The sequence below is a fragment of the Pseudomonas sp. FW305-20 genome, assembly GCF_058788075.1.
In genome coordinates, this window is the sequence record NZ_JBYTAJ010000003.1 from 87988 (window position 1) to 107614 (window position 19627).

General features: G+C 59.6%; 15 protein-coding genes. 10 read left to right on the forward strand and 5 right to left on the reverse strand.

The window, feature by feature from the left end:
• The first annotated feature begins 23 nt into the window (after positions 1-23).
• The 7 genes from algG to AC3WP4_RS03855 all read left to right on the forward strand — a co-directional run bounded on the left by algG (position 24) and on the right by AC3WP4_RS03855 (position 9580).
• On the forward strand, positions 24-1613 hold the full coding sequence (algG, locus tag AC3WP4_RS03825; protein ID WP_074873881.1) for a mannuronan 5-epimerase AlgG: 1590 nt from the start codon (positions 24-26) through the stop codon (positions 1611-1613).
• A gap of 10 nt (positions 1614-1623) precedes the next feature.
• A complete protein-coding gene (locus AC3WP4_RS03830) occupies positions 1624-3081 on the forward strand; it encodes an alginate O-acetyltransferase (protein ID WP_074873880.1) in 1458 nt (485 codons plus the stop codon).
• A 10-nt stretch (positions 3082-3091) separates the two neighbouring features.
• Entirely contained in the window at positions 3092-4225 is a 1134-nt protein-coding gene (locus AC3WP4_RS03835; protein WP_102615030.1) for a mannuronate-specific alginate lyase, read from the forward strand.
• Between the two features lie 270 nt (positions 4226-4495).
• Positions 4496-6061, forward strand: a complete 1566-nt coding sequence (locus AC3WP4_RS03840; RefSeq protein WP_102615031.1) for an MBOAT family O-acyltransferase — start codon at positions 4496-4498, stop codon at positions 6059-6061.
• Between the two features lie 11 nt (positions 6062-6072).
• Complete coding sequence (locus AC3WP4_RS03845; RefSeq protein WP_102615032.1) at positions 6073-7248, forward strand: alginate O-acetyltransferase; 1176 nt, start codon at positions 6073-6075, stop codon at positions 7246-7248.
• A 14-nt stretch (positions 7249-7262) separates the two neighbouring features.
• Positions 7263-7916: an alginate O-acetyltransferase AlgF gene (locus AC3WP4_RS03850; protein WP_074873876.1), complete on the forward strand. Its 654-nt coding sequence runs from the start codon at positions 7263-7265 to the stop codon at positions 7914-7916.
• Between the two features lie 212 nt (positions 7917-8128).
• A complete protein-coding gene (locus AC3WP4_RS03855; RefSeq protein ID WP_102615033.1) occupies positions 8129-9580 on the forward strand; it encodes a mannose-1-phosphate guanylyltransferase/mannose-6-phosphate isomerase in 1452 nt (483 codons plus the stop codon).
• Positions 9581-9658: 78 nt separating this feature from the next.
• Here the strand turns inward: AC3WP4_RS03855 and AC3WP4_RS03860 are convergent, their stop codons facing one another.
• Positions 9659-12523 (reverse strand): RHS repeat-associated core domain-containing protein, encoded by a 2865-nt coding sequence (locus AC3WP4_RS03860; RefSeq protein ID WP_256581155.1) that lies wholly within the window; start codon positions 12521-12523, stop codon positions 9659-9661.
• 167 nt (positions 12524-12690) lie between these two features.
• Between AC3WP4_RS03860 and AC3WP4_RS03865 the strand changes: the two genes are divergently transcribed.
• The 3 genes from AC3WP4_RS03865 to AC3WP4_RS03875 all read left to right on the forward strand — a co-directional run bounded on the left by AC3WP4_RS03865 (position 12691) and on the right by AC3WP4_RS03875 (position 14556).
• Positions 12691-13155, forward strand: coding sequence for a multidrug transporter (locus AC3WP4_RS03865; protein WP_102615034.1), 465 nt, complete (start codon positions 12691-12693; stop codon positions 13153-13155).
• Positions 13156-13185: 30 nt separating this feature from the next.
• Positions 13186-14010 (forward strand): SDR family oxidoreductase, encoded by an 825-nt coding sequence (locus AC3WP4_RS03870; protein ID WP_102615035.1) that lies wholly within the window; start codon positions 13186-13188, stop codon positions 14008-14010.
• Between the two features lie 147 nt (positions 14011-14157).
• On the forward strand, positions 14158-14556 hold the full coding sequence (locus tag AC3WP4_RS03875) for a DUF4440 domain-containing protein (protein WP_102615036.1): 399 nt from the start codon (positions 14158-14160) through the stop codon (positions 14554-14556).
• 148 nt (positions 14557-14704) lie between these two features.
• Here the strand turns inward: AC3WP4_RS03875 and AC3WP4_RS03880 are convergent, their stop codons facing one another.
• From AC3WP4_RS03880 to AC3WP4_RS03895, 4 genes are all read right to left on the reverse strand, one after another.
• Positions 14705-15553, reverse strand: coding sequence for an efflux RND transporter periplasmic adaptor subunit (locus AC3WP4_RS03880; RefSeq protein WP_102615037.1), 849 nt, complete (start codon positions 15551-15553; stop codon positions 14705-14707).
• Between the two features lie 7 nt (positions 15554-15560).
• Positions 15561-15761, reverse strand: coding sequence for a DUF1656 domain-containing protein (locus AC3WP4_RS03885; protein ID WP_074873870.1), 201 nt, complete (start codon positions 15759-15761; stop codon positions 15561-15563).
• On the reverse strand, positions 15751-17931 hold the full coding sequence (locus AC3WP4_RS03890; protein ID WP_102615038.1) for an FUSC family protein: 2181 nt from the start codon (positions 17929-17931) through the stop codon (positions 15751-15753). The genes AC3WP4_RS03885 and AC3WP4_RS03890 overlap by 11 nt, the downstream gene beginning before the upstream one ends.
• Positions 17932-18085: 154 nt before the next feature.
• Entirely contained in the window at positions 18086-19597 is a 1512-nt protein-coding gene (locus AC3WP4_RS03895) for an efflux transporter outer membrane subunit (RefSeq protein ID WP_102615039.1), read from the reverse strand.
• Positions 19598-19627 lie beyond the last annotated feature (30 nt).

Sequence of the window (19627 nt, forward strand, 5' to 3'; positions counted from 1 at the left end):
GAACCGCTAAGGGAGTTCCTGACATGAACAGTCCGAAGAGAGGCTCGATGACCTTGCTGGCCGGCGCATTGTTGCTGGCCAGCACGGCAGCCTTCGCCTCAGTGGAGCCGGCCTCGCCCGTTCAAAAAGGGCAACCGGCGACCATTGCCAAAGGGTTGCAACAGGCCAAGACCTACACCGTCAGCAGCGCCCCGACCGCGCCGCTGGAGCTGGCCGCGCCGAAACTGCCGGACACTTCAGGCTACACCGCCGAAGCCATCGCCGCGAAAATCGTGCGTAGCAAGCCCGGCAAAATCAGTGTGCGCCGGATGATGCAGGAAAACGCCCTGAAGGACTTCATTGGCGGCGATAACAAGATGGCCGAATGGGTCGTGCGTCAGCACGGTATCCCGCAGGCGATCTTCATCGACGACGGCTACATGAACCTCAAGGATCTGGCCAAGAAAGTACCCAAGCAGTACTTCAGCGAAACTTCGCCGGGTGTGTTCCTGGCGAAGCTGCCGATCGTGGTGGGTGAGAAAGGCATCCTGGAAATCGACAAACAGACCCAGGAACTGCGCCTGTCCCAAGAGGGTGGTTCGTTCCTGGTCAATGACGGCCAGTTGTTCGTGCGTGATACCAAAATCACCGGCTGGAGCGAGAAAGCAAACGGCCCGGCGGCCTTCAAGTCGGCGAAGGAATTCCGTCCGTTCCTGCTGTCCTGGGGCGGCACCCAGACCTACATCGCCAACAGCAAGATCGCCAGTTTCGGCTACGCCAACAGTAAGTCCTACGGCGTGAGTATTTCCCAATACACGCCGAACATGGCCAAGGTACTCAAGCGTCCTGAACCGAGCGGCTGGATCATCGACTCCGAATTCTCGGACATGTGGTACGGCTTCTACTGCTACGAAGCCCGCGACTTTGTGGTCAAGGGCAATACCTACAAAGACAACATCGTCTACGGCATTGACCCGCATGACCGTTCCCACGGTCTGATCATTGCCGACAACACGGTGTACGGGACCAAGAAGAAGCACGGGATCATTATTTCCCGTGAAGTGAACGACAGCTTCATCTTCAACAACCGCAGCTACGACAACAAGTTGTCGGGCCTGGTGATCGACCGTAACAGCGTCAACAACCTGATCGCCTACAACGAGATCTACAAGAACCACACCGACGGCATCACCCTCTACGAGAGTGGCGACAACCTGCTGTGGGGCAACAAGGTGATCAGCAACAAGCGCCACGGCATCCGGATTCGTAACAGCGTGAACATCCGCCTCTACGAAAACCTGTCCATGGCCAACGGCTTGACCGGTGTCTACGGGCACATCAAGGACCTGAGCGACACCGACCGTGACATCAAGCTCGACCCGTTCGACGCCCAGGTGTCCCTGATCGTGGTCGGCGGCGAACTGGCCGGCAACGGCAGCGGCCCGCTGTCCATCGACTCGCCGCTGAGCGTCGAGTTGTATCGCGTGTCCATGCTCGCACCGACCAAATCCAGCGGCATCAGCTTCTCGGGGATTCTCGGCGAGCGCCAGGATGAAATTCTCGACCTGCTGGTACGCCAGCAGAAAGCCGTGCTGATCGACCCTGTCGAACGCCAGACCGAAATGCGGGACTGAGGATAATTTTATGCACCCACACTTGATCAAATTACTCAGCCTGTCGGCCCTGACCGCCGGCATTCTCGCGGCCAGCACCGGTGTTCGCGCCGCTGACGCCGCCAGCGCAAGCGCACCGACATTCAAGGCCGATGATTGCTGCAATCTTTGCCCTGAAGCCCACGACCCGAAGAACTACACCACGCGTTACCAGCAGAACTTCACCACGCTGGTGCAGGCTCAGGGCGATTGGCTGTTCCGTACGCAAGAAGATTTGCGCACCGAGTTCAACACCACCCCCGCCGGCTACAAGCGCATGAAAGAGCTGCACGATGCGTTCAAGAGCAAAGGCGTGGAACTGGTCATCGTTTACCAGCCGACCCGTGGCCTGGTGAACCGCAACAAGCTCAACCCGGCAGAGAAGGCGAGCTACGATTTCGACAAGGCGTTGAGGAACTACAAGACCATGCTCGGACGTTTCGAGCAGATGGGCTACGTGGTGCCTGACCTGTCGCCGCTGACCAACGAATCGCTGCCCGAAACCCTGCCCGCCCACGACTTCTACTTCCGCGGCGACCAACACTGGACGCCGTATGGCGCCCAACGCACGGCGAAAATCGTTGGCGAGAAAATCAAGCATTTGCCGGCGTTTGCCGACGTGCCGAAGCGCGAGTTCGAGAGCCATAAGTCGGGTCGCATGGGCAAGACCGGAACGTTACACAACATGGCTGGTCAACTCTGTGGCACCAGCTACGCGATCCAGTACATGGATCAGTTCACCACCGAGCCGAAAGGCGAAGCAGCTGATGGCGATCTGTTCAGTGATTCCGGAAATCCGGAGATCACCCTGGTCGGCACCAGCCACAGCGGCAAGAACTACAACTTCGCCGGTTTCCTCGAAGAGGCCATCGGCGCCGACATTCTCAACGTGGCGTTCCCCGGCGGTGGCCTGGAAGGTTCGATGCTGCAGTACCTGGGCAGCGAAGAGTTCCAGACCAAGCCACCGAAGATTCTGATCTGGGAATTCTCGCCGCTCTATCGCCTCGACCAGGAAACCATCTACCGCCAGATGATGGCGCTGCTGGACAACGGTTGCGAAGGAAAGGATGCACAGCTGACCGGCAGCACCACGTTGAAACCGGGCAAGAACGAATTGATGGTCAACAGCAAGAACCTGAACCTGCAAAACAGCAGTCACCAGGTTGATATCCGCTTCGCCGATCCGTCGGTGAAAAATCTACAAGCCACCCTCTGGTACATGAACGGTCGCCACGAGGACATCAAGATCGAAAAGCCGGAAACCTCCGACACCGACGGGCGTTTCGCCTTTGAGTTGCGCACGGACGAAGACTGGGCCTCGCAGAATCTGCTGGCCGTCGAAATCCAGGGTCCTGAAGCAGGTGCCGCGCCACAGAAAGTCGAAGCGAAAATCTGCAAACGCAACGTGTTCCCTGGCGCTGGGCAGCGTACCGCTCAAGCCGGGCAATGAGGCAACCTCTATGACATGCATGCAAACCCGAACTTTGAAAAGATTGATCGCGCCCTCCCTGCTGACTCTGGCGATGTTCGCCGGAGCCACCCAGGCCGCCGCACCACTGCGCCCGCCACAGGGGTATTTCGCGCCGATTGAAAAAGTCAAAACCGGCGACAAGAGCGAAGGCTGTGACGCGATCCCGACGCCGTACACCGGTTCGCTGCAATTTCGCAGCAAATACGAAGGTTCCGACAAGGCCCGTTCGACCCTGAACGAGGCCTCGGAAAAAGCCTTCCGTGACACCACGGCCGACATCACCAAGATTGAACGCGGCACCAGCAAGCGCGTGATGCAGTACATGCGTGACGGTCGTCCGGAACAGCTGGAATGCACCCTGAATTGGCTGACCGCCTGGGCCAAGGCCGATGCGTTGATGTCCAAGGACTTCAACCACACCGGCAAGTCCATGCGCAAATGGGCGTTGGGCAGCATGGCATCGTCCTATATCCGCCTGAAGTTTTCCGACTCGCATCCGTTGGCGAACCACCAGCAAGAGTCGCAGTTGATTGAAGCCTGGTTCAGCAAAATGGCTGATCAGGTGGTCAGCGACTGGGACAACCTGCCACTGGAAAAAACCAACAACCACTCGTACTGGTCCGCCTGGTCGGTGATGGCAGCCTCCATCGCCACCAACCGCCGTGACCTGTTCGACTGGTCGGTGAAGGAATTCAAGGTCGGCGCCAATCAGATCGACGCCCAGGGTTTCCTGCCTAACGAGCTCAAGCGCGAGCAACGCGCCCTCGCCTACCACAACTACGCCCTGCCGCCGCTCGCGATGATCGCCAGTTTCGCTCAGGTCAACGGTGTGGACTTGCGTCAGGAAAACAACGGCGCATTGAAACGCCTCGGTGATCGAGTGCTCGCGGGTGTCGAAGACCCGGAAGAATTCGAGAAGAAGAACGGTAAGGAACAGGACATGACCGATCTGAAAGACGACTCGAAATTCGCCTGGCTCGAACCGTTCTGCACGCTCTACACCTGCTCGCCGGATGTGCTTGAGAAAAAGCACGAAATGCAGCCGTTCAAGACTTTCCGCCTGGGGGGTGACCTGACCAAGGTCTACGACCCGGCGAATGCAAAAGGCAACAAAGGCTCTTAAGACTTAACACTTTCCATTGTGGCGAGGGGGCTTGCCCCCGTTGGGTGCGCAGCACCCCAAAAACCGAAAAACGCGGTGAATCAGGCAAAACGCGTTTGCTGGTTTTACGACTGCTTCGCAGCCGAACGGGGCGATGCGGCGTTCCGACAAGCCCCCTCGCCACAGGGTCTGTGCTAGACGCAAGTTTTTGTGTGATGTGTCCCCCGGTTTTCGGTGGGGGGTTTGGGGGGGCTGCGGCCCTTGACTGTTGTTAAACATGGAGAGACCGGGATGGTATTTTCATCCAACGTGTTCCTGTTTTTGTTCTTGCCGATCTTTCTCGGCATGTATTACTTGAGCGGAATACGCTATCGCAACCTGCTGCTGCTGATCGCCAGCTACGTGTTCTATGCCTGGTGGCGTGTGGACTTCCTTGCGCTGTTCGCAGCCGTCACATTGTGGAACTACTGGATCGGCCTCAAAGTCGGTGCCGCAGGCGTTCGGACCAAACCGGCACAACGCTGGTTGCTCCTGGGCGTGGCCGTCGACCTGTGCATTCTGGGCTACTTCAAGTACGCCAACTTCGGCGTCGACAGCATCAACGCGATGATGACCTCCGTCGGTCTGTCGCCGTTCATCCTGACCCACGTGCTGTTGCCGATCGGGATCTCGTTCTACATCTTCGAGTCCATCAGCTACATCATCGACGTCTACCGTGGTGACACACCGGCGACCCGCAACCTGATCGACTTTGCCGCGTTCGTGGCGATCTTCCCGCACCTGATCGCCGGTCCGGTGTTGCGCTTCCGCGATCTCGCCGACCAGTTCAACAATCGCACCCACACCCTCGACAAGTTCTCCGAAGGTGCGACGCGATTCATGCAGGGCTTCATCAAGAAGGTCTTCATCGCCGACACCCTGGCGGTCGTGGCGGACCATTGCTTTGCCTTGCAGAACCCGACCACTGGCGATGCCTGGCTCGGCGCACTGGCCTACACCGCGCAGCTGTATTTCGACTTCTCCGGTTACAGCGACATGGCCATCGGCCTGGGCTTGATGATGGGTTTCCGCTTCATGGAAAACTTCAAACAGCCGTACATCAGCCAGTCGATCACCGAGTTCTGGCGTCGCTGGCACATCAGCCTGTCCACCTGGTTGCGTGACTACCTGTACATCACGCTGGGCGGTAACCGCAAAGGTACGCTGATGACCTATCGCAACCTGTTCCTGACCATGCTGCTCGGTGGTCTGTGGCACGGCGCGAACATCACGTACATCATCTGGGGCGCCTGGCACGGCATGTGGCTGGCGATCGAAAAAGCCCTCGGCCTGAACACCTCGCCGCGCAGCATCAACCCGATCCGCTGGGCGCTGACCTTCCTGCTCGTGGTCATGGGCTGGGTGATCTTCCGCTCGGAAAACCTGCACGTCGCCGGTCGTATGTACGGCGCGATGTTCAGCTTCGGCGAATGGTCCCTGTCGGAACTCAACGCGGCCAGCCTCACCGGCCTGCAAGTGGCGACCCTGGTGGTGGCTTACATGACCCTGGCGTTCTTCGGCATTCGTGACTTCTACAGCAACCTGCCGCCTGAGAAGACCAAGCCTGCTGCGAACGTCGAGGCCGATGGCCCGGCTGCCGCAACACCTGGAATGATCAAAGCCGTACCGGGCGACAACCCGGGCAGCATCCACCAGCCTGGCTACACCGTCGGCGTTGAAGCGACTGTGCAACCGGCCTACTGGACCGCGGACTGGTCTCGTTACGTGATGCGCACGCTGGTACTGGTGCTGTTCATCGCCTCGATTTTCAAACTCTCGGCGCAAAGCTTCTCGCCGTTCCTTTACTTCCAGTTCTGAGGGATCTGACTATGACCCGCTCATTACGCATCCTCTACATCGGCCTGTTCATGGTGACGCTGTTGGTCCTGGGCTTGTGGTCCACGCGCAGCTTCCTGGGCTTCAGCACCTCTGCGGAAACGACGGTGCTCAACGGCCGCTGGGCCAAAGCCGTGGAGACGCACTACGACGAAGAGTTCCCGATCAAGCGCCTGGGCACCAACCTTTGGGCCGCGCTGGATTTCAAACTGTTCAACGAAGGTCGTCCGGGCGTCGTGCTCGGTCGCGATCAGTGGTTGTACAGCGATGAGGAATTCAACCCGATCGTCAACGAAGAGCTGAACCTGCAAGGCAACTACGCGCTGGTTGAAGGCGTGCGCCAGGAACTGAAGGCCAAAGGCGTGAAACTGGTCATGGCGATCGTGCCAGCCAAGACTCGCCTGTACCCGGAACACCTGGGTGAAGTGAAGCCTTCGAGCATCCACGCCAACCTCTATGAAGACTTCCACGCTCGTGTGGCGGCCAACAAGATCCTCGCTCCCGACCTGTTCGGCCCGATGTTGAAAGCCAAGCTGGACGGTCAGCAAGTGTTCCTGCGCACCGACACTCACTGGACCCCGGAAGGCGCGCAAATCGCTGCCGAAGCCCTGGCGAAAACCATCGCCGAAAAAACCCCGTTGAACGGCGAGCCGCAACACTTTGTCACTGAGCCTGCGGAGAAGGTGACTCACAAGGGCGACCTGCGGTTGTTCCTGCCGCTGGACCCACTGTTCGAAAACATGATGCCCAAGACTGAGCCGTTGCAGAAGCGCAACACCGTTGCGGCGCAAGACCAGCCAGCCGGTGATGACGCCCTGTTCGCCAACGCTGAAGTGCCGGTGGCCCTGATTGGCACCAGCTACAGCGCCAACCCCAACTGGAACTTCGTCGGAGCGCTGAAACAAGCGCTGAACAGCGACGTGGTCAATTACGCCGAAGACGGCCATGGCCCGATTCTGCCGATGCTCACCTATCTGAAAAGCGATGCTTTCAAGAACAGCCCGCCACAGGTGCTGATCTGGGAGTTTCCTGAACGTTATCTGCCTGTGAACAACGAAATCGGCGACGCCGACCCGAAGTGGGTCGCAGAGCTCAAAGAAGCCGGCGCGCGCCAACAAAACGTAGCAGCAAACACTAAATCCGAGACGCCCGACCGGGCGCAAAACTGAAAGAGAGGTACACCATGACTTTCACTACTACTCCTCGCCGTCTCGCCAAGACCTTCGCACTCGTTGCAGGCATGAGCGTTCTGTCGATGTCCGCCTTCGCAGGCGACGCCGCGCTCTACGGCCCGACCGCACCGAAAGGCTCGAGCTTCGTGCGTGTCTACAACGCCGGTAACGCTGAAGTCAGCGCCACCGTCGGCACCACCAACCTGGCCGAAGTCGCGCCGCTGTCCAGCACCGACTTCAGTTTCATGCCGGGCGGCGACTACAGCGCAAAGGTCGGTAGCCAGTCCCTGCCGGTGAAACTGGCGGGTGATCACTATTACACCCTGGTCAACAACGCCAGCGGCGCACCGCAACTGATCGAAGAGCCGCCGTTCAAGAACAAGCAGAAATCCCTGGTCCGCGTGCAGAACCTCAGCGACAAGGCCCTGACCCTGAAAACCGCTGACGGCAAGACCGAAGTGGTTCCGTCCGTAGCGGCCAAAGGTCGTGGCGAGCGTGAGATCAACCCGGTCAAGGTCAGCCTGGCACTGTACGACGGCGCCACCAAAGTCGGCGACGTGAAACCAGTTGCCCTGGAACGAGGCGAAGCCGCAGTGCTGTACGTCACCGGCAGTGGCAGCAGCCTGTCGCCAGTGTGGGTAAAACGCCCGGTTTCGACGCGCTAATACATTTGCCTGATTAACGCTGTTCCCTGTGGGAGCGAGCCTGCTCGCGATTGCGATCCGACATCCAGCATCGATGTCGACTGACACTCAGTCATCGCGAGCAGGCTCGCTCCTACAGTGGATCGAGGCGTCAATTGGGACACGGAACAAGAACAAGAGTGAAACGACAGAACGCAGTAGCTCTGACCCAATCGATTTAAAGGAGTAACAACATGATTCCGGTGATCTTGTCAGGTGGTAGTGGCTCACGTCTTTGGCCGCTTTCGCGCAAGCAATTCCCTAAGCAGTTTCTCGCCCTGACCGGCGAACACACGCTGTTCCAGCAGACCCTGGAGCGCCTGGTGTTCGAAGGCATGGACACCCCCATCGTGGTCTGCAACAAGGAACACCGTTTCATCGTCAACGAGCAACTGAGTGCCCGTAACCTGGACACCCAGCGCATCCTGATGGAACCGTTTGGCCGCAACACCGCACCAGCCGTGGCCTTGACCGCACTGATGCTGGTCAACGAAGGTCGCGATGAATTGATGTTGGTGCTGCCAGCCGACCACGTACTGGAAGACCAGAAAGCCCTGCAACGCGCGCTGGCCCTGGCCACCGTCGCTGCCGAAAACGGCGAAATGGTGCTGTTCGGCGTCCCGGCCACCAAACCGGAAACCGGCTATGGCTACATCAAGTCGACCAATGATTCCCTGCTGCCAGAAGGCGTCAGCCGCGTTTCGCACTTCGTCGAAAAACCAGACGTGAAGCGCGCCACCGAGTTCGTCGAATCCGGCGGTTACTTCTGGAACAGCGGCATGTTCCTGTTCCGCGCCAGCCGTTTCCTCGAAGAGCTGAAAAAGCACGATCCGGACATCTACGACACCTGCGTACTGACCCTGGAACGCAGCGTACAAGATGCCGATACCGTCGACATCGACGCCGCCACCTTCGCTTGCTGCCCGGACAATTCCATCGACTACTCGGTGATGGAAAAAACCCAGCGCGCCTGTGTTGTACCGTTGACCGCGGGCTGGAGCGATGTCGGCTGCTGGTCGTCGCTGTGGGAAGTGAACAAAAAAGACGCCAACGGCAACGTCACCAAAGGCGATGTGATCATCCAGGACAGCAAAAACTGCATGATCCACGGCAACGGCAAACTGGTGTCGGTGATCGGCCTGGAAAACATCGTGGTCGTCGAAACCAAGGACGCCATGATGATCGCCCACAAGGACAAGGTCCAAGGCGTGAAACAGATGGTCAACACCCTCAACGAACTGGGCCGCAGCGAAACCCAGAACCATTGTGAAGTCTATCGTCCGTGGGGTTCCTACGACTCGGTGGACATGGGCGGTCGCTTCCAGGTCAAGCGCATCTCGGTCAAGCCGGGCGCGTGCCTGTCGCTGCAAATGCATCACCATCGCGCCGAACACTGGATCGTGGTCAGCGGCACTGCTGAAGTGACCTGCGACGAAAACGTGTTCCTGCTCACTGAAAACCAGTCGACCTACATCCCGATCGCCTCGGTCCACCGCTTGCGCAATCCGGGCAAGATCTCGCTGGAAATCATCGAAGTGCAATCGGGCAGCTACCTGGGCGAAGACGATATCGAGCGGTTTGAAGATATCTACGGTCGCTCCAACCCGATCGAACGCGGCGTGTCGGTGAAAACCATCGCGCAGTAAGCGTTCAGCAAAACAAGAAGCCCTCGTCCAGCCCGCTGCGTTTTCCCTATCCGCAGCGGGTTGGGTGGGGGCTTTTTTTTATCCATTGACCCGTTTATTCGCCGTAACCACCTGCTTGGCCATGGTCTTTCTGATCTTCGTCTGTGAATAAACGGAAACAGCAGCGTTCGAGCGACTGAACAAACCTGTTTTGCCCGGCGCGTAGCGTTCGATACTGCTCGCCCCTTGAATAGTCTGATAGTGAATATTCCAGACCTGTTGTTTTCGATCGTATTTCATAAAGGCGAAGCCGGTTGTGACCTGTTCCTGTTGGCCTTGCTCGTTCGAGGCATATCCGTAGTCCTGAAACTCCATCGCCGCGCTGAGCCCCATCCCATGCTCCCCAGAAGAAAGTTCATTGTATTGCGCGTTCTCCTTCGAACCCTCCACGTGTCGAACGCGAAGCACGTTGTCGTTTAGTTGATCCACCGTCAGGGAACAACCACTAAAACCTGGCGTGAACACATGATCAGGATCGGTTCCCGTGGGTTTTAGAGGTATATCAACATAACCGCCCTGAGGAGCCCAGAAACCTGATACCGCATTGTCTTTGTCAGGTATCTCGCCTTTCGGAATATCGACGATTCTTAATGCATTGAACGCCCCTTTGCTCTCTCCTGAATAAGTGAGTTTATCCATTGTGAAGATAAACTCGCTCCCGCCACTTTTTTTGTTCACCCCTGAAACAGTAGTGCCCGAATAGCGACCGGGGACCGGGTCCAGGAACTTGGTGCTAACCTCCACCCGGCTAAACTCGCCTATCCCCAGAGCGTTATGAATGTTGGTCGGTTTACCGGTCGCCGGCACACTCAATTTTGGTTTGCCGCTATCGATATGTCGCGCGCCCGGAATATCGCGCGCAGCGCCCGCTGCAATGACCGGCTCCCACAATCCGTTGGCCAGCTTTTGTCGCGTGATGGCTCCATCATCATCAATAAAGGTAACCGGGTTGTTCAGGGCCATCCGATACAGATTGAGCCCATCGATTGCCCCGGCAGGATCCGGATTCAGCCAACGCTGCAACCAGGGTATGTAGTACCGAAATCCATAGTAATAAAGCCCCGTCGCATCCCGTTCCTTGCCCGAATAGCGAATGGTTTTGTAATCCCCATCGGTGTCGTTCGGGCCGGCAGACCAGGCTGTTGTACCAAACGGATGATAAGTTTCCTGGCTGATGACTCGCGCATCATCGGCGAGTTCCAGCGTGCAGGAGTTCAGATGATCCACCAGGCTGTAACGGTACTGATCGTTGCTCACGCCGGACGGCGGATCGGTTTCCCAATGCAATACCCGAACACTGTTGAGCCCGGCCTGCGCGGTGATGACCTCTAGTACCTTTCCGGTGCCGCTGTCGGCGCGAATTTCCACCCCAGGTAAATAACGCACTTCAGCCACCACGGTTCGGATATTGGTTTGTAACGAGCGGATTTTCCGCACGCGCTGACCACCGCCATCGTAGACATAGGACTCTTGATCATTGAGCCCCGAGTCGCGCTCCACTGGGCTGATCGACTGCAACTGGTTACGCAGGTCCCACCTCAGGAACCGTCCCTGATCCAGCTCCAGACAATTGCCCTTGGCATCGAACGCAGCAGCGATTTCCTCTTCGGTGGGCGGTACGCCGTTGCGCCAGGGCAAACAGCGGTTGCTGTACCGCGCCGCCTTCAATTCACGCCCCGGATTTTGCGCCCCGACGTGCGTCAGCTTCAGCAGGTTGCCGCTTTCGTCGTAACTGTAGGTCTGGCGGTAGTTGCTGACCGCCGCTGGATCGGCCTGCCCCACGGATTCCGGTCCCTGGTTGGGGCCGCCCGCCTCCCAGCCAGAAGCCTCGATCAATTGGTAAAGGCTGTCGTAGCTAAAGCGACTGATGGGCTCGATGCGCTGGTTGGCGAAGTAACGCACCGGCAGTGCCTTGTCCTCGATGCTCAGGACATTGCCTGTCCGGTCATAGTCATAGATCAAGTGCTGCAACCACCGGGCACTCGCGTCCTGTGCCCGACGCTCAGTCAACACACCGTCTTCAACACGGTAAAGGAGGGTGGTTTCTACACCGTTACCGGCGGTTTCATGCGTCACCTGCCCCTCGGCGTTGTACTGAATTTCTTTGACCAGCGTTTGCCAGGTAGTCAGCCCTTGAAGTTGCAGACGCGTCTCACGCAAGCGACCGTCAAGGGTCAGGCTGAAGACCTGGCGGTTGCCCTTGGCATCGACCTGTTCCAGCACATCCTTCAGCGGACCGAAGCTCCACGTCGAAACGGCACCGTCCCCCGGCTCAAGCAGCCGCTGGCGATCGGCTTCCAGCTCCGGCCAATCAGGTGCAACAGGGGCCAGGGTGAAGTGACGGACTTGCTTCACGCATTTGCCGGTGATTGAAAACGCCTCGAACAGCACCGTCCCGGCGGGGTCGTCATGACGGATCAACTGTCCGCATTGATTCCGGGCGCCATGATCGGGACCGCCATAAGTCATGCGCTCAACCGCCCTTCGCGGCTCGGTCGTGCCTTGCTCGAATACCACTAACGGACGAAGCAAGTCATCGTATTCGACCTCACGTCCGGCACCTCGGCTGTCCCACCCCTGCAACACTTCATTGCCCAGACCTGGCAGGTTGAGCTGCCAACCGGCATCGACGCTGTCAGTGAACAGCGCGTTACCCGCCAGCGAAAACACCGTGGTGAGGTTAGCGCGCCTCAATGGATCTTCTTCTGACAGCGCCCAAAGCCGAGGGTCCCACTGTTCAACCGCACGGCCTGCGGCATCGTGAAAGGTGCGATTGATGCGTGCCTGCGTGGGATCACCTTCGACCTCACGCCAATAATCAACCGAACGGATCGGCAGACCACGCGGGTCGACAACGGACAATCCGGGTGTTTGGTGGTGCATTCCCATCGTCGAGGCCTGCATGCCGGTCGCGTCCCTGTTTGCCAGCAGTCATCTAACCGTTCGTGGGCAGGCCAGGCTACTGTCAGAAATTACAGTGCCGACCAACGGCAACGGACCTTGATCGGCGAATGTCCATTCCTTCAGCCCTTCGGTAGGATGGTGGTCATGAGTTCAAGGAGCGTTCAAACATGTTCATCGGCGTCCTGCTGGTTATCACCTGGCTGATTTTGTTGCTGCGCTACCCGACCAAGGCGTTGCCGGTCTCTGTGGCGGCAGCCATCGGATTGGGTGTGGTGGCAATGTGGGTGATCTGGATGGACAACCGCGAGGTCAAGCAACTGGCGCGCCTGGAGTTGCGTATCGCCTACGCACCCGAACGCTGCCCGGCGGACCGGCCGTTGCATCTGACAATGAACAACGGCAACGACGTGCCGCTGACCGAGTTACGCTGGCGCGTCGCCGCGTATGCGCCGGGCGACACGGTCAACCTGGCCGACAATCAATACGCCGCCCCGCGCTATCGCGGCCCCGGCGAATTGCAGGCCGGCGCGAACTGGGAAGACTGTTTGCCGCTGCCGCCGCTGCGCCCTGGCTATCGCCCGCAAACACTGGAGTTTCGCGCCGAGCGTTTGCAGGGTAGTTTCTCCGACTAATTCTCTTTCTCTTTGCACAAGGACCGCGCCATGCCCGTTGCGTTGATTACCGGTTGTTCCAGCGGCATTGGCCGCGCCCTCGCCGATGTTTTCAAAAATGCCGGATACGACGTCTGGGCCAGTGCCCGCAAGGCTGAAGACGTGGCGGCGCTGGTCGCTGCCGGTTTTACCGCCGTGCAACTGGACGTCAACGACGGCGCTGCACTCGAACACTTGAGCGAGCGCATCAACCAGCAACATGGCGGCCTCGACGTGCTGATCAACAATGCCGGTTACGGCGCCATGGGGCCGTTGCTCGACGGCGGTGTTCCGGCCATGCAGCGGCAATTCGAAACCAATGTGTTCGCCATCGTCGGCGTCACCCGCGCCCTGTTCCCGGTGCTGCGTCGCGCCAAGGGCCTGGTGGTGAACATCGGCAGCGTGTCCGGGGTTTTGGTCACGCCATTTGCCGGTGCCTACTGCGCCTCGAAAGCGGCAGTGCACGCCTTGACCGATGCCTTGCGCATGGAACTGGCGCCGTTTGGCGTGCGGGTCATGGAAGTTCAGCCGGGCGCCATCGCCTCGAGTTTTGCCACGAATGCCGGCCATGAGGCGGAGCAACTGATTACCGAACAATCACCGTGGTTTCCGCTGCGTGACGGCATTCGCGCACGGGCCAAGGCCTCCCAGGACAACCCGACCCCGGCCAGTGAATTTGCCGCCGGTTTGCTCAAGGCCGTGCAGCACAGCAAACCGCCGCGCCTGATTCGTCTGGGCAATGGCAGTCGGGCGTTACCGTTGCTGGCGGGGTTGTTGCCTAAAGGGCTGCTGGAGGCGGGGTTGATGAAGCGGTTCGGGTTGCGCGGGCAACTCTGAGACCGAGTCGACGCCATCGCGAGCAGGCTCGCTCCCACCGGGATCTTTGGTGTGAATACAATTTATGCCACGCAGCAGAACCCTGTGGGAGCGAGCCTGCTCGCGATGGCGTCAGAACCCACGCAGAAAATTTCAGGAAACATGTCCATGACCGACTACACCGAATACTTCGACGAAGTGATCCAGGCCCACGTCGCCATCGAGCAATGGCTGGCCGAGGAACAGGACGAGCCGGCGCTTGAACAATTGCTGATGCGTTTTTCGCCGCAGTTTTCCATGGTCTCGCCGTTGGGCCGGGTGCTGGATTTCGACGCGTTGAGCGAATTGTTCTTGATGGCGGGCGGCAAGAAGCTCGGGTTCAGAATTGAGCTCAGCGAGTTGCGTGGCATCGCGCTGTACGACGGTGGTGCAACGGTGAGTTATCGCGAGCAGCAGACGGATGCAACCGGTCTGCATTCTGACCGGCGGTCGACGGTGGTGTTTGAGAAACAGGCGGATGGCAAGGTGGTTTGGCGGCATTTGCATGAGACGTTTTGCAAGGGCTGAACTGCCGCTATCTGTCAGTGGGACCGAGTCGCCTTCATCGCGAGCAGGCTCACTCCCACAAGGGGTGGCGTCGTTCACAAAATCTGCATTCGAACTCGGTCAATGTGGGAGTGAGCCTGCTCGCGATGAAGGCGACTCGGTCTTACAGTCAGTTAACTACAACGGTGCAAGTAATCCCCGCCGCCAACAGCACCCCCTCCGGCACTTCATCTATGTGAATCCGCACCGGCACCCGTTGCGCCAGACGCACCCAGTTAAAGGTCGGGTTCACATCGGCAATCAGCTCGCGACTTTCCGGGTTATCACGGTCGTAGATACCGCGAGAAATGCTTTCCACATGCCCCTTCAACACTTCCCCGCTCATCAGTTGCATGTCGGCTTTATCGCCGACCCGCACGTGGGGCAATTTGGTTTCTTCGAAGAAGCCGTAGACCCAGAACGAGTTCATGTCGACCACGGCCATTTTCGCTTCGCCGATGCGCGCGTAGTCGCCGCGATGCACATTGAGGTTGGTCACATAACCGTCCACCGCTGCGCGGACCTCGGTGCGTTTGAGGTTGAGTTCGGCGGCTTCGAGCTGTGCCTGAGCATGCTGGTAATCGGCCAGGGCCGAGTCGGCGATGTTGCTGGCGTCGTCGCGGTTTTCCCTGGAGATCACCAGGTTGTCCATGTCGGCGCGGCGGTGAGCGTTGACCTTGCGCATTTCCCAGGTCGACTTGCGCGAGGCCACCAGCGCCTGCGCCTGCTTGACCGTGATGCGGTAGTGCTCGGGGTCGATCCGCATCAGCAAATCGCCCTTCTTCACCTGTTGGTTGTCGCGTACCGGCACGTCCACCACTTCCCCGGTGACGTCGGCGGCGACGTTGATGATGTCGGCGCGCACCCGGCCGTCGCGGGTCCATGGCGTGTCCATGTAATGCACCCACAGGGTCCGGCCGATCCACATCGCAAGGGCCAGCACCAATAAAGTGGCGAGCAGGCTGAAAAGCTTTTTCATCAGGGCCTCAACGGTAAACAGTCAGCGCCAGGGCGCCGAACAGACAGGTAAACAGGCTCAGGCGCAGCAGCGCCGGGTGCCAGAAGAAGCGGTACAGATCAAACCCGGACAGGAACCGGTCGAATGCCCAGGCCAGCGCTGCCGCGATGAAAAACATCAGGGTCATGGTCGGCATGTACACGCCGTGGAAGGCAATTTCACGAGGCATGTTCAAGTCCTTTGGCATAAGCGGCGAGCGGTGATTGCGGGTCCAGCAACGAAGTGCGGATGAAGTGCAAATAGCTCTTCACCCGACGCAGGGCCGAGGTGTCGAAGTGCGGCGCGAAAGGTTCGTCGGTGGCTTGCACGCGGCTGATCGCATGATCGACGGCGATCAATCCACGCTCCAGATTGCTCTGGCTCGGTTGCAGATACAGCCGCACCAGCGAGCGCCCCATCACCCGGATCGCCTGACGCCACGGCTGCGATTCGGCATAGGCCGGATGCACCGGCAGGATTGCCTGTTCCTTGCGCAACTCGATAATCGCGTGGCCGACTTCCTGCACCACGAACATCCAGCGCAGCAAGTCCCGTTGCACCTGCGGCTGCCCTGTGGCGAGACCGTAGGCCTGATGCAGCAGGTCGCGGGTGCGGCTTTCGAAACTCGACGCCAGACCCTTGAGTTTGCCGCTGATGGCGTACACCACTTGCCCGCGCAAATCCTGCTCCAGCCGACGCCACAACCAGCGGCTGTTGGGCGGCAGAATGATCGCCCCGGCCGCCGCGCACACCAGCATACCGAGCACCATGGCGATGTAGTCGTTGATAAAGGCGTAAGGGTTGTAAACAGTGAGGTTGTCCGGCACCGAACCGGTGCTGAAGAAGATCAGCAAACCGAGACCGACACCGGCGTATTGCGGCCGCGAAGTGAGAAACGAACCGAGCACGATCACCGGCGCGAGCATCACGCAGAGCAATGGAAAACCGTCGATCCACGGGAAGATGAAAAACATCTCGACGAAACCGATCAATGCCCCAAGGAACGTCCCGCAAGCCATCTGAAAGGCCATGCGTTTTGGGTTCGGCGTCGCCGCCGAAAGGCCCACGGTCGCGGCGGCGATCAGGGTCATCGTCGCCCCGCTCGGCCACGCGGTGGCGACCCAATAGCTGCCCAGAACCACCAGAATGAATGCCGCGCGAATCCCCGAGGCGGCCGACGCCATCCAGTTGGTTTGCGGAGTGAACGGCTCATCCCATTGCTCGCGCGCGTGGCTGTGATCGGCCAGCGACGCGTGGGTCTGAGCATAACTGTACAAATCGTCGACGAAGCGATAGAGCAGTTCATACGCGGTATGAAAATCCAGCTGCTCGGTGTCGCTCGGGGCGCTCTCCTGAAAAACCGCTCGCAAGCTGCGAACCCGCGCCGGCAGACCTTCTTTATAGGCGGTCAGCGCGATGACCAGACGGCTCGCATCGGCGTCGGTCAGGGCACGGCCGCTGAAGCCATCGAGCAGTTCGGCGAGGTCCTCCAAACCCGGCTTGATCGCCGTCACCACGTGATCCGCCTCACTGCTGCGCAGGCGTTCGAGCAACTGGTGCAAGGCATTGAAGCGCGTGGTGACACCCATGAACTCGCTGTTCAAGCGGCTGAGCCGACCGTTGCGCCGACGCATGTGCGGGTCTTCGAACACGGTGACGCTGCGCAACCCTTCCAGCCCCACGGCCTCGGCGATGAAGCGCACGTTGCTCGCCTCGAAAGCTTCCCGTTTACTGCGACCGCGCAAGCCATCCGTGACGAATAGCGCGAACACCCCGAAGCGCTGATACAAGGCGTTGCGCATGGCGGCACTGGCGGATTGCGGCAGGATCGCGGCGCTGACCAGCGTGGAGCAGATAATTCCCAGGGAGATTTCCAGCACCCGCCAGACGGCGGCCATGAACGCGCCGTCCGGGTGCGCCAATGCGGGCAAACCGACCATCGCGGCGGTGTACCCGGCGAGCACAAAACCATAGGCGCGGAAGTTGCGATAGCGCGCCGCGCCCGCCGAACAGATGCCGACCCAGATCGCCAGCGAACCGAGGAACAACTCGGTGTTCTGCGCAAACAAGGCAATCAGCGCGACCATCACCGCCGAGCCGGCCAATGTCCCAAGGAAACGATAGAAACTCTTGGCCAACACGTGACCGCTTTGCGGCTGCATGACGATGAACACGGTAATCATCGCCGTGCGCGGTTGCGGCAACTCCAGGCGCATGGCCAGCCACAGCGTCAGAAACGCGGCGAACAGCACCTTGAAAATATAGACCCAGGTCACGCCATCACTGCGCGCCCAGTCGAAAAAACCCCGGCGCCATTCAAGGGAATACAGCCAGCGCAAAGGTGCGGGCAAGGGAGTCATGGAATCCTGCTCATTGAAATTAAGACCGGGCGCGGCACCAGTGGGAGCGACGGTGCGACGATTCGACCTGCTCGCGATTGCGGTGTGTCAGGCGACATCATCATTGACTGACACACCGCTATCGCGAGCAGGCTCACTCCCACAGGTTTTGTGTTCAATTCGAGAGGCTCTTAAGCAGGGCCGGGGTTTTCGGCGCCTGGGTCTGGCTGTCTTTCGGCACGTCGTCACCCGCACCCAATCCGCCGCCCAGTGCCGTCACCAGCTCAGCATGAGCACCGAGGCGCGCCGCCTGCACCTGCTGCTGAACCTGCTGCTGTTTGAACAACAACGTCTGGGCGTTGAGCACGTTGAGGTAGTCGGTGAGCCCGCGCTGGTAGGCGATCATCGCGATGTCGTAAGTCTTCTGGGCCGTGGCCACCGACTCGGCGGCGAAGGTTTGCTGCTTGTCCATGGATTCGCGGCGGATCAACTGGTCGGAGATGTTTTTCAGCGCGTTGACCAGCGTCTGGTTGTACCGGGCCACGGCGATGTCGTAACCCGCCGAGGCTTCGCCCAGCTCCGAGCTCAAGCGGCCGCCGTCGAAGATCGGCAACGAGATCGCCGGGCCGACGCTGTAGTTGAGCTTCTTGCCGGTCAAAAACTCCAGCGCTCCACCGCCGGTGGCCATGTAGCCGAGGCTGCCGACCAGGTCGACGTTGGGGTAGAAACCAGCGTGCGCGACATCAATTCCCCGTGCCTGGGCCGCCACTTGCCAGCGACTGGCGACTACGTCCGGGCGTTGACCGAGCAACTGCGCGGGCAACGACGACGGCAGTTTCAGCGCGGCGCCTAACGACAACGTTGGCCGCTGCAATTGCGCGCCCTCCCCCGGACCTTTGCCGGCAAGGGCCGCGAGCTGGTTGCGACTCAGGGCGATTTCTTCGTCCAGTGCATCGATCTGGCGGTGGGTTTCCGGCAGCGGCGTTTCAGCCTGACTGACTTCGAAATGGGTGCCGATGCCACCGCTCAGGCGCTTCTGCGCGAGGTCGAGAATTTGCTGCTGCTGATTCAGGGTCGCCTTGACGATGTCCCGTTGCGCGTAATGCAACGACAGCTCGATGTAGGCGCGCACTATGTTGTTCTGCAATTCGAGCTGCGCCAGCCGTGCTTCGGCGGCCGTCATGTGAGCCATATCGACGGCGCGCTCGGTGGCGTTGCTTTCGCGCCCCCAAAGATCGAGGGCGTAGCTGAAGCCCAGCGCGGCGTTGTTGTCCCAGGTGGTGGTGTTGGCCAACTCGCCCGGCCCGTAGAACTGATCGGTGGGCCAGTTGTGGCGTTTGAGCGTGGATTGGCCATTGATCTGTAGCGACTCGGCGGACTCGGCGATCCCGGCCATGGATTTGGCCTGGCGCACTCGCGCCGCCGCCATGGCCATGGTCGGGCTGCCTTGCAGCGCAAGGTCGATCCAGCGGTTCAATTGCGGGTCGCCATAGGCCTGCCACCATTGCGCGGTGGGCCAGTGAGCGTCTTGTTCGGCGTTCTGGATGGCTTCGTCGGTGGCCAATGAATCGGCCTCCAGCGCCTTACCCTGCGGGGCAATACCTCCGGTACCGATGCAGCCGCTGATTGTCAGGGTTAAAGCCAAAACACTGAGCGTCTGAAGCGCTCTGTTGATGCGACGCGGCACTGCTGCGATTTCCTGAGGTGGGGAGTTGTT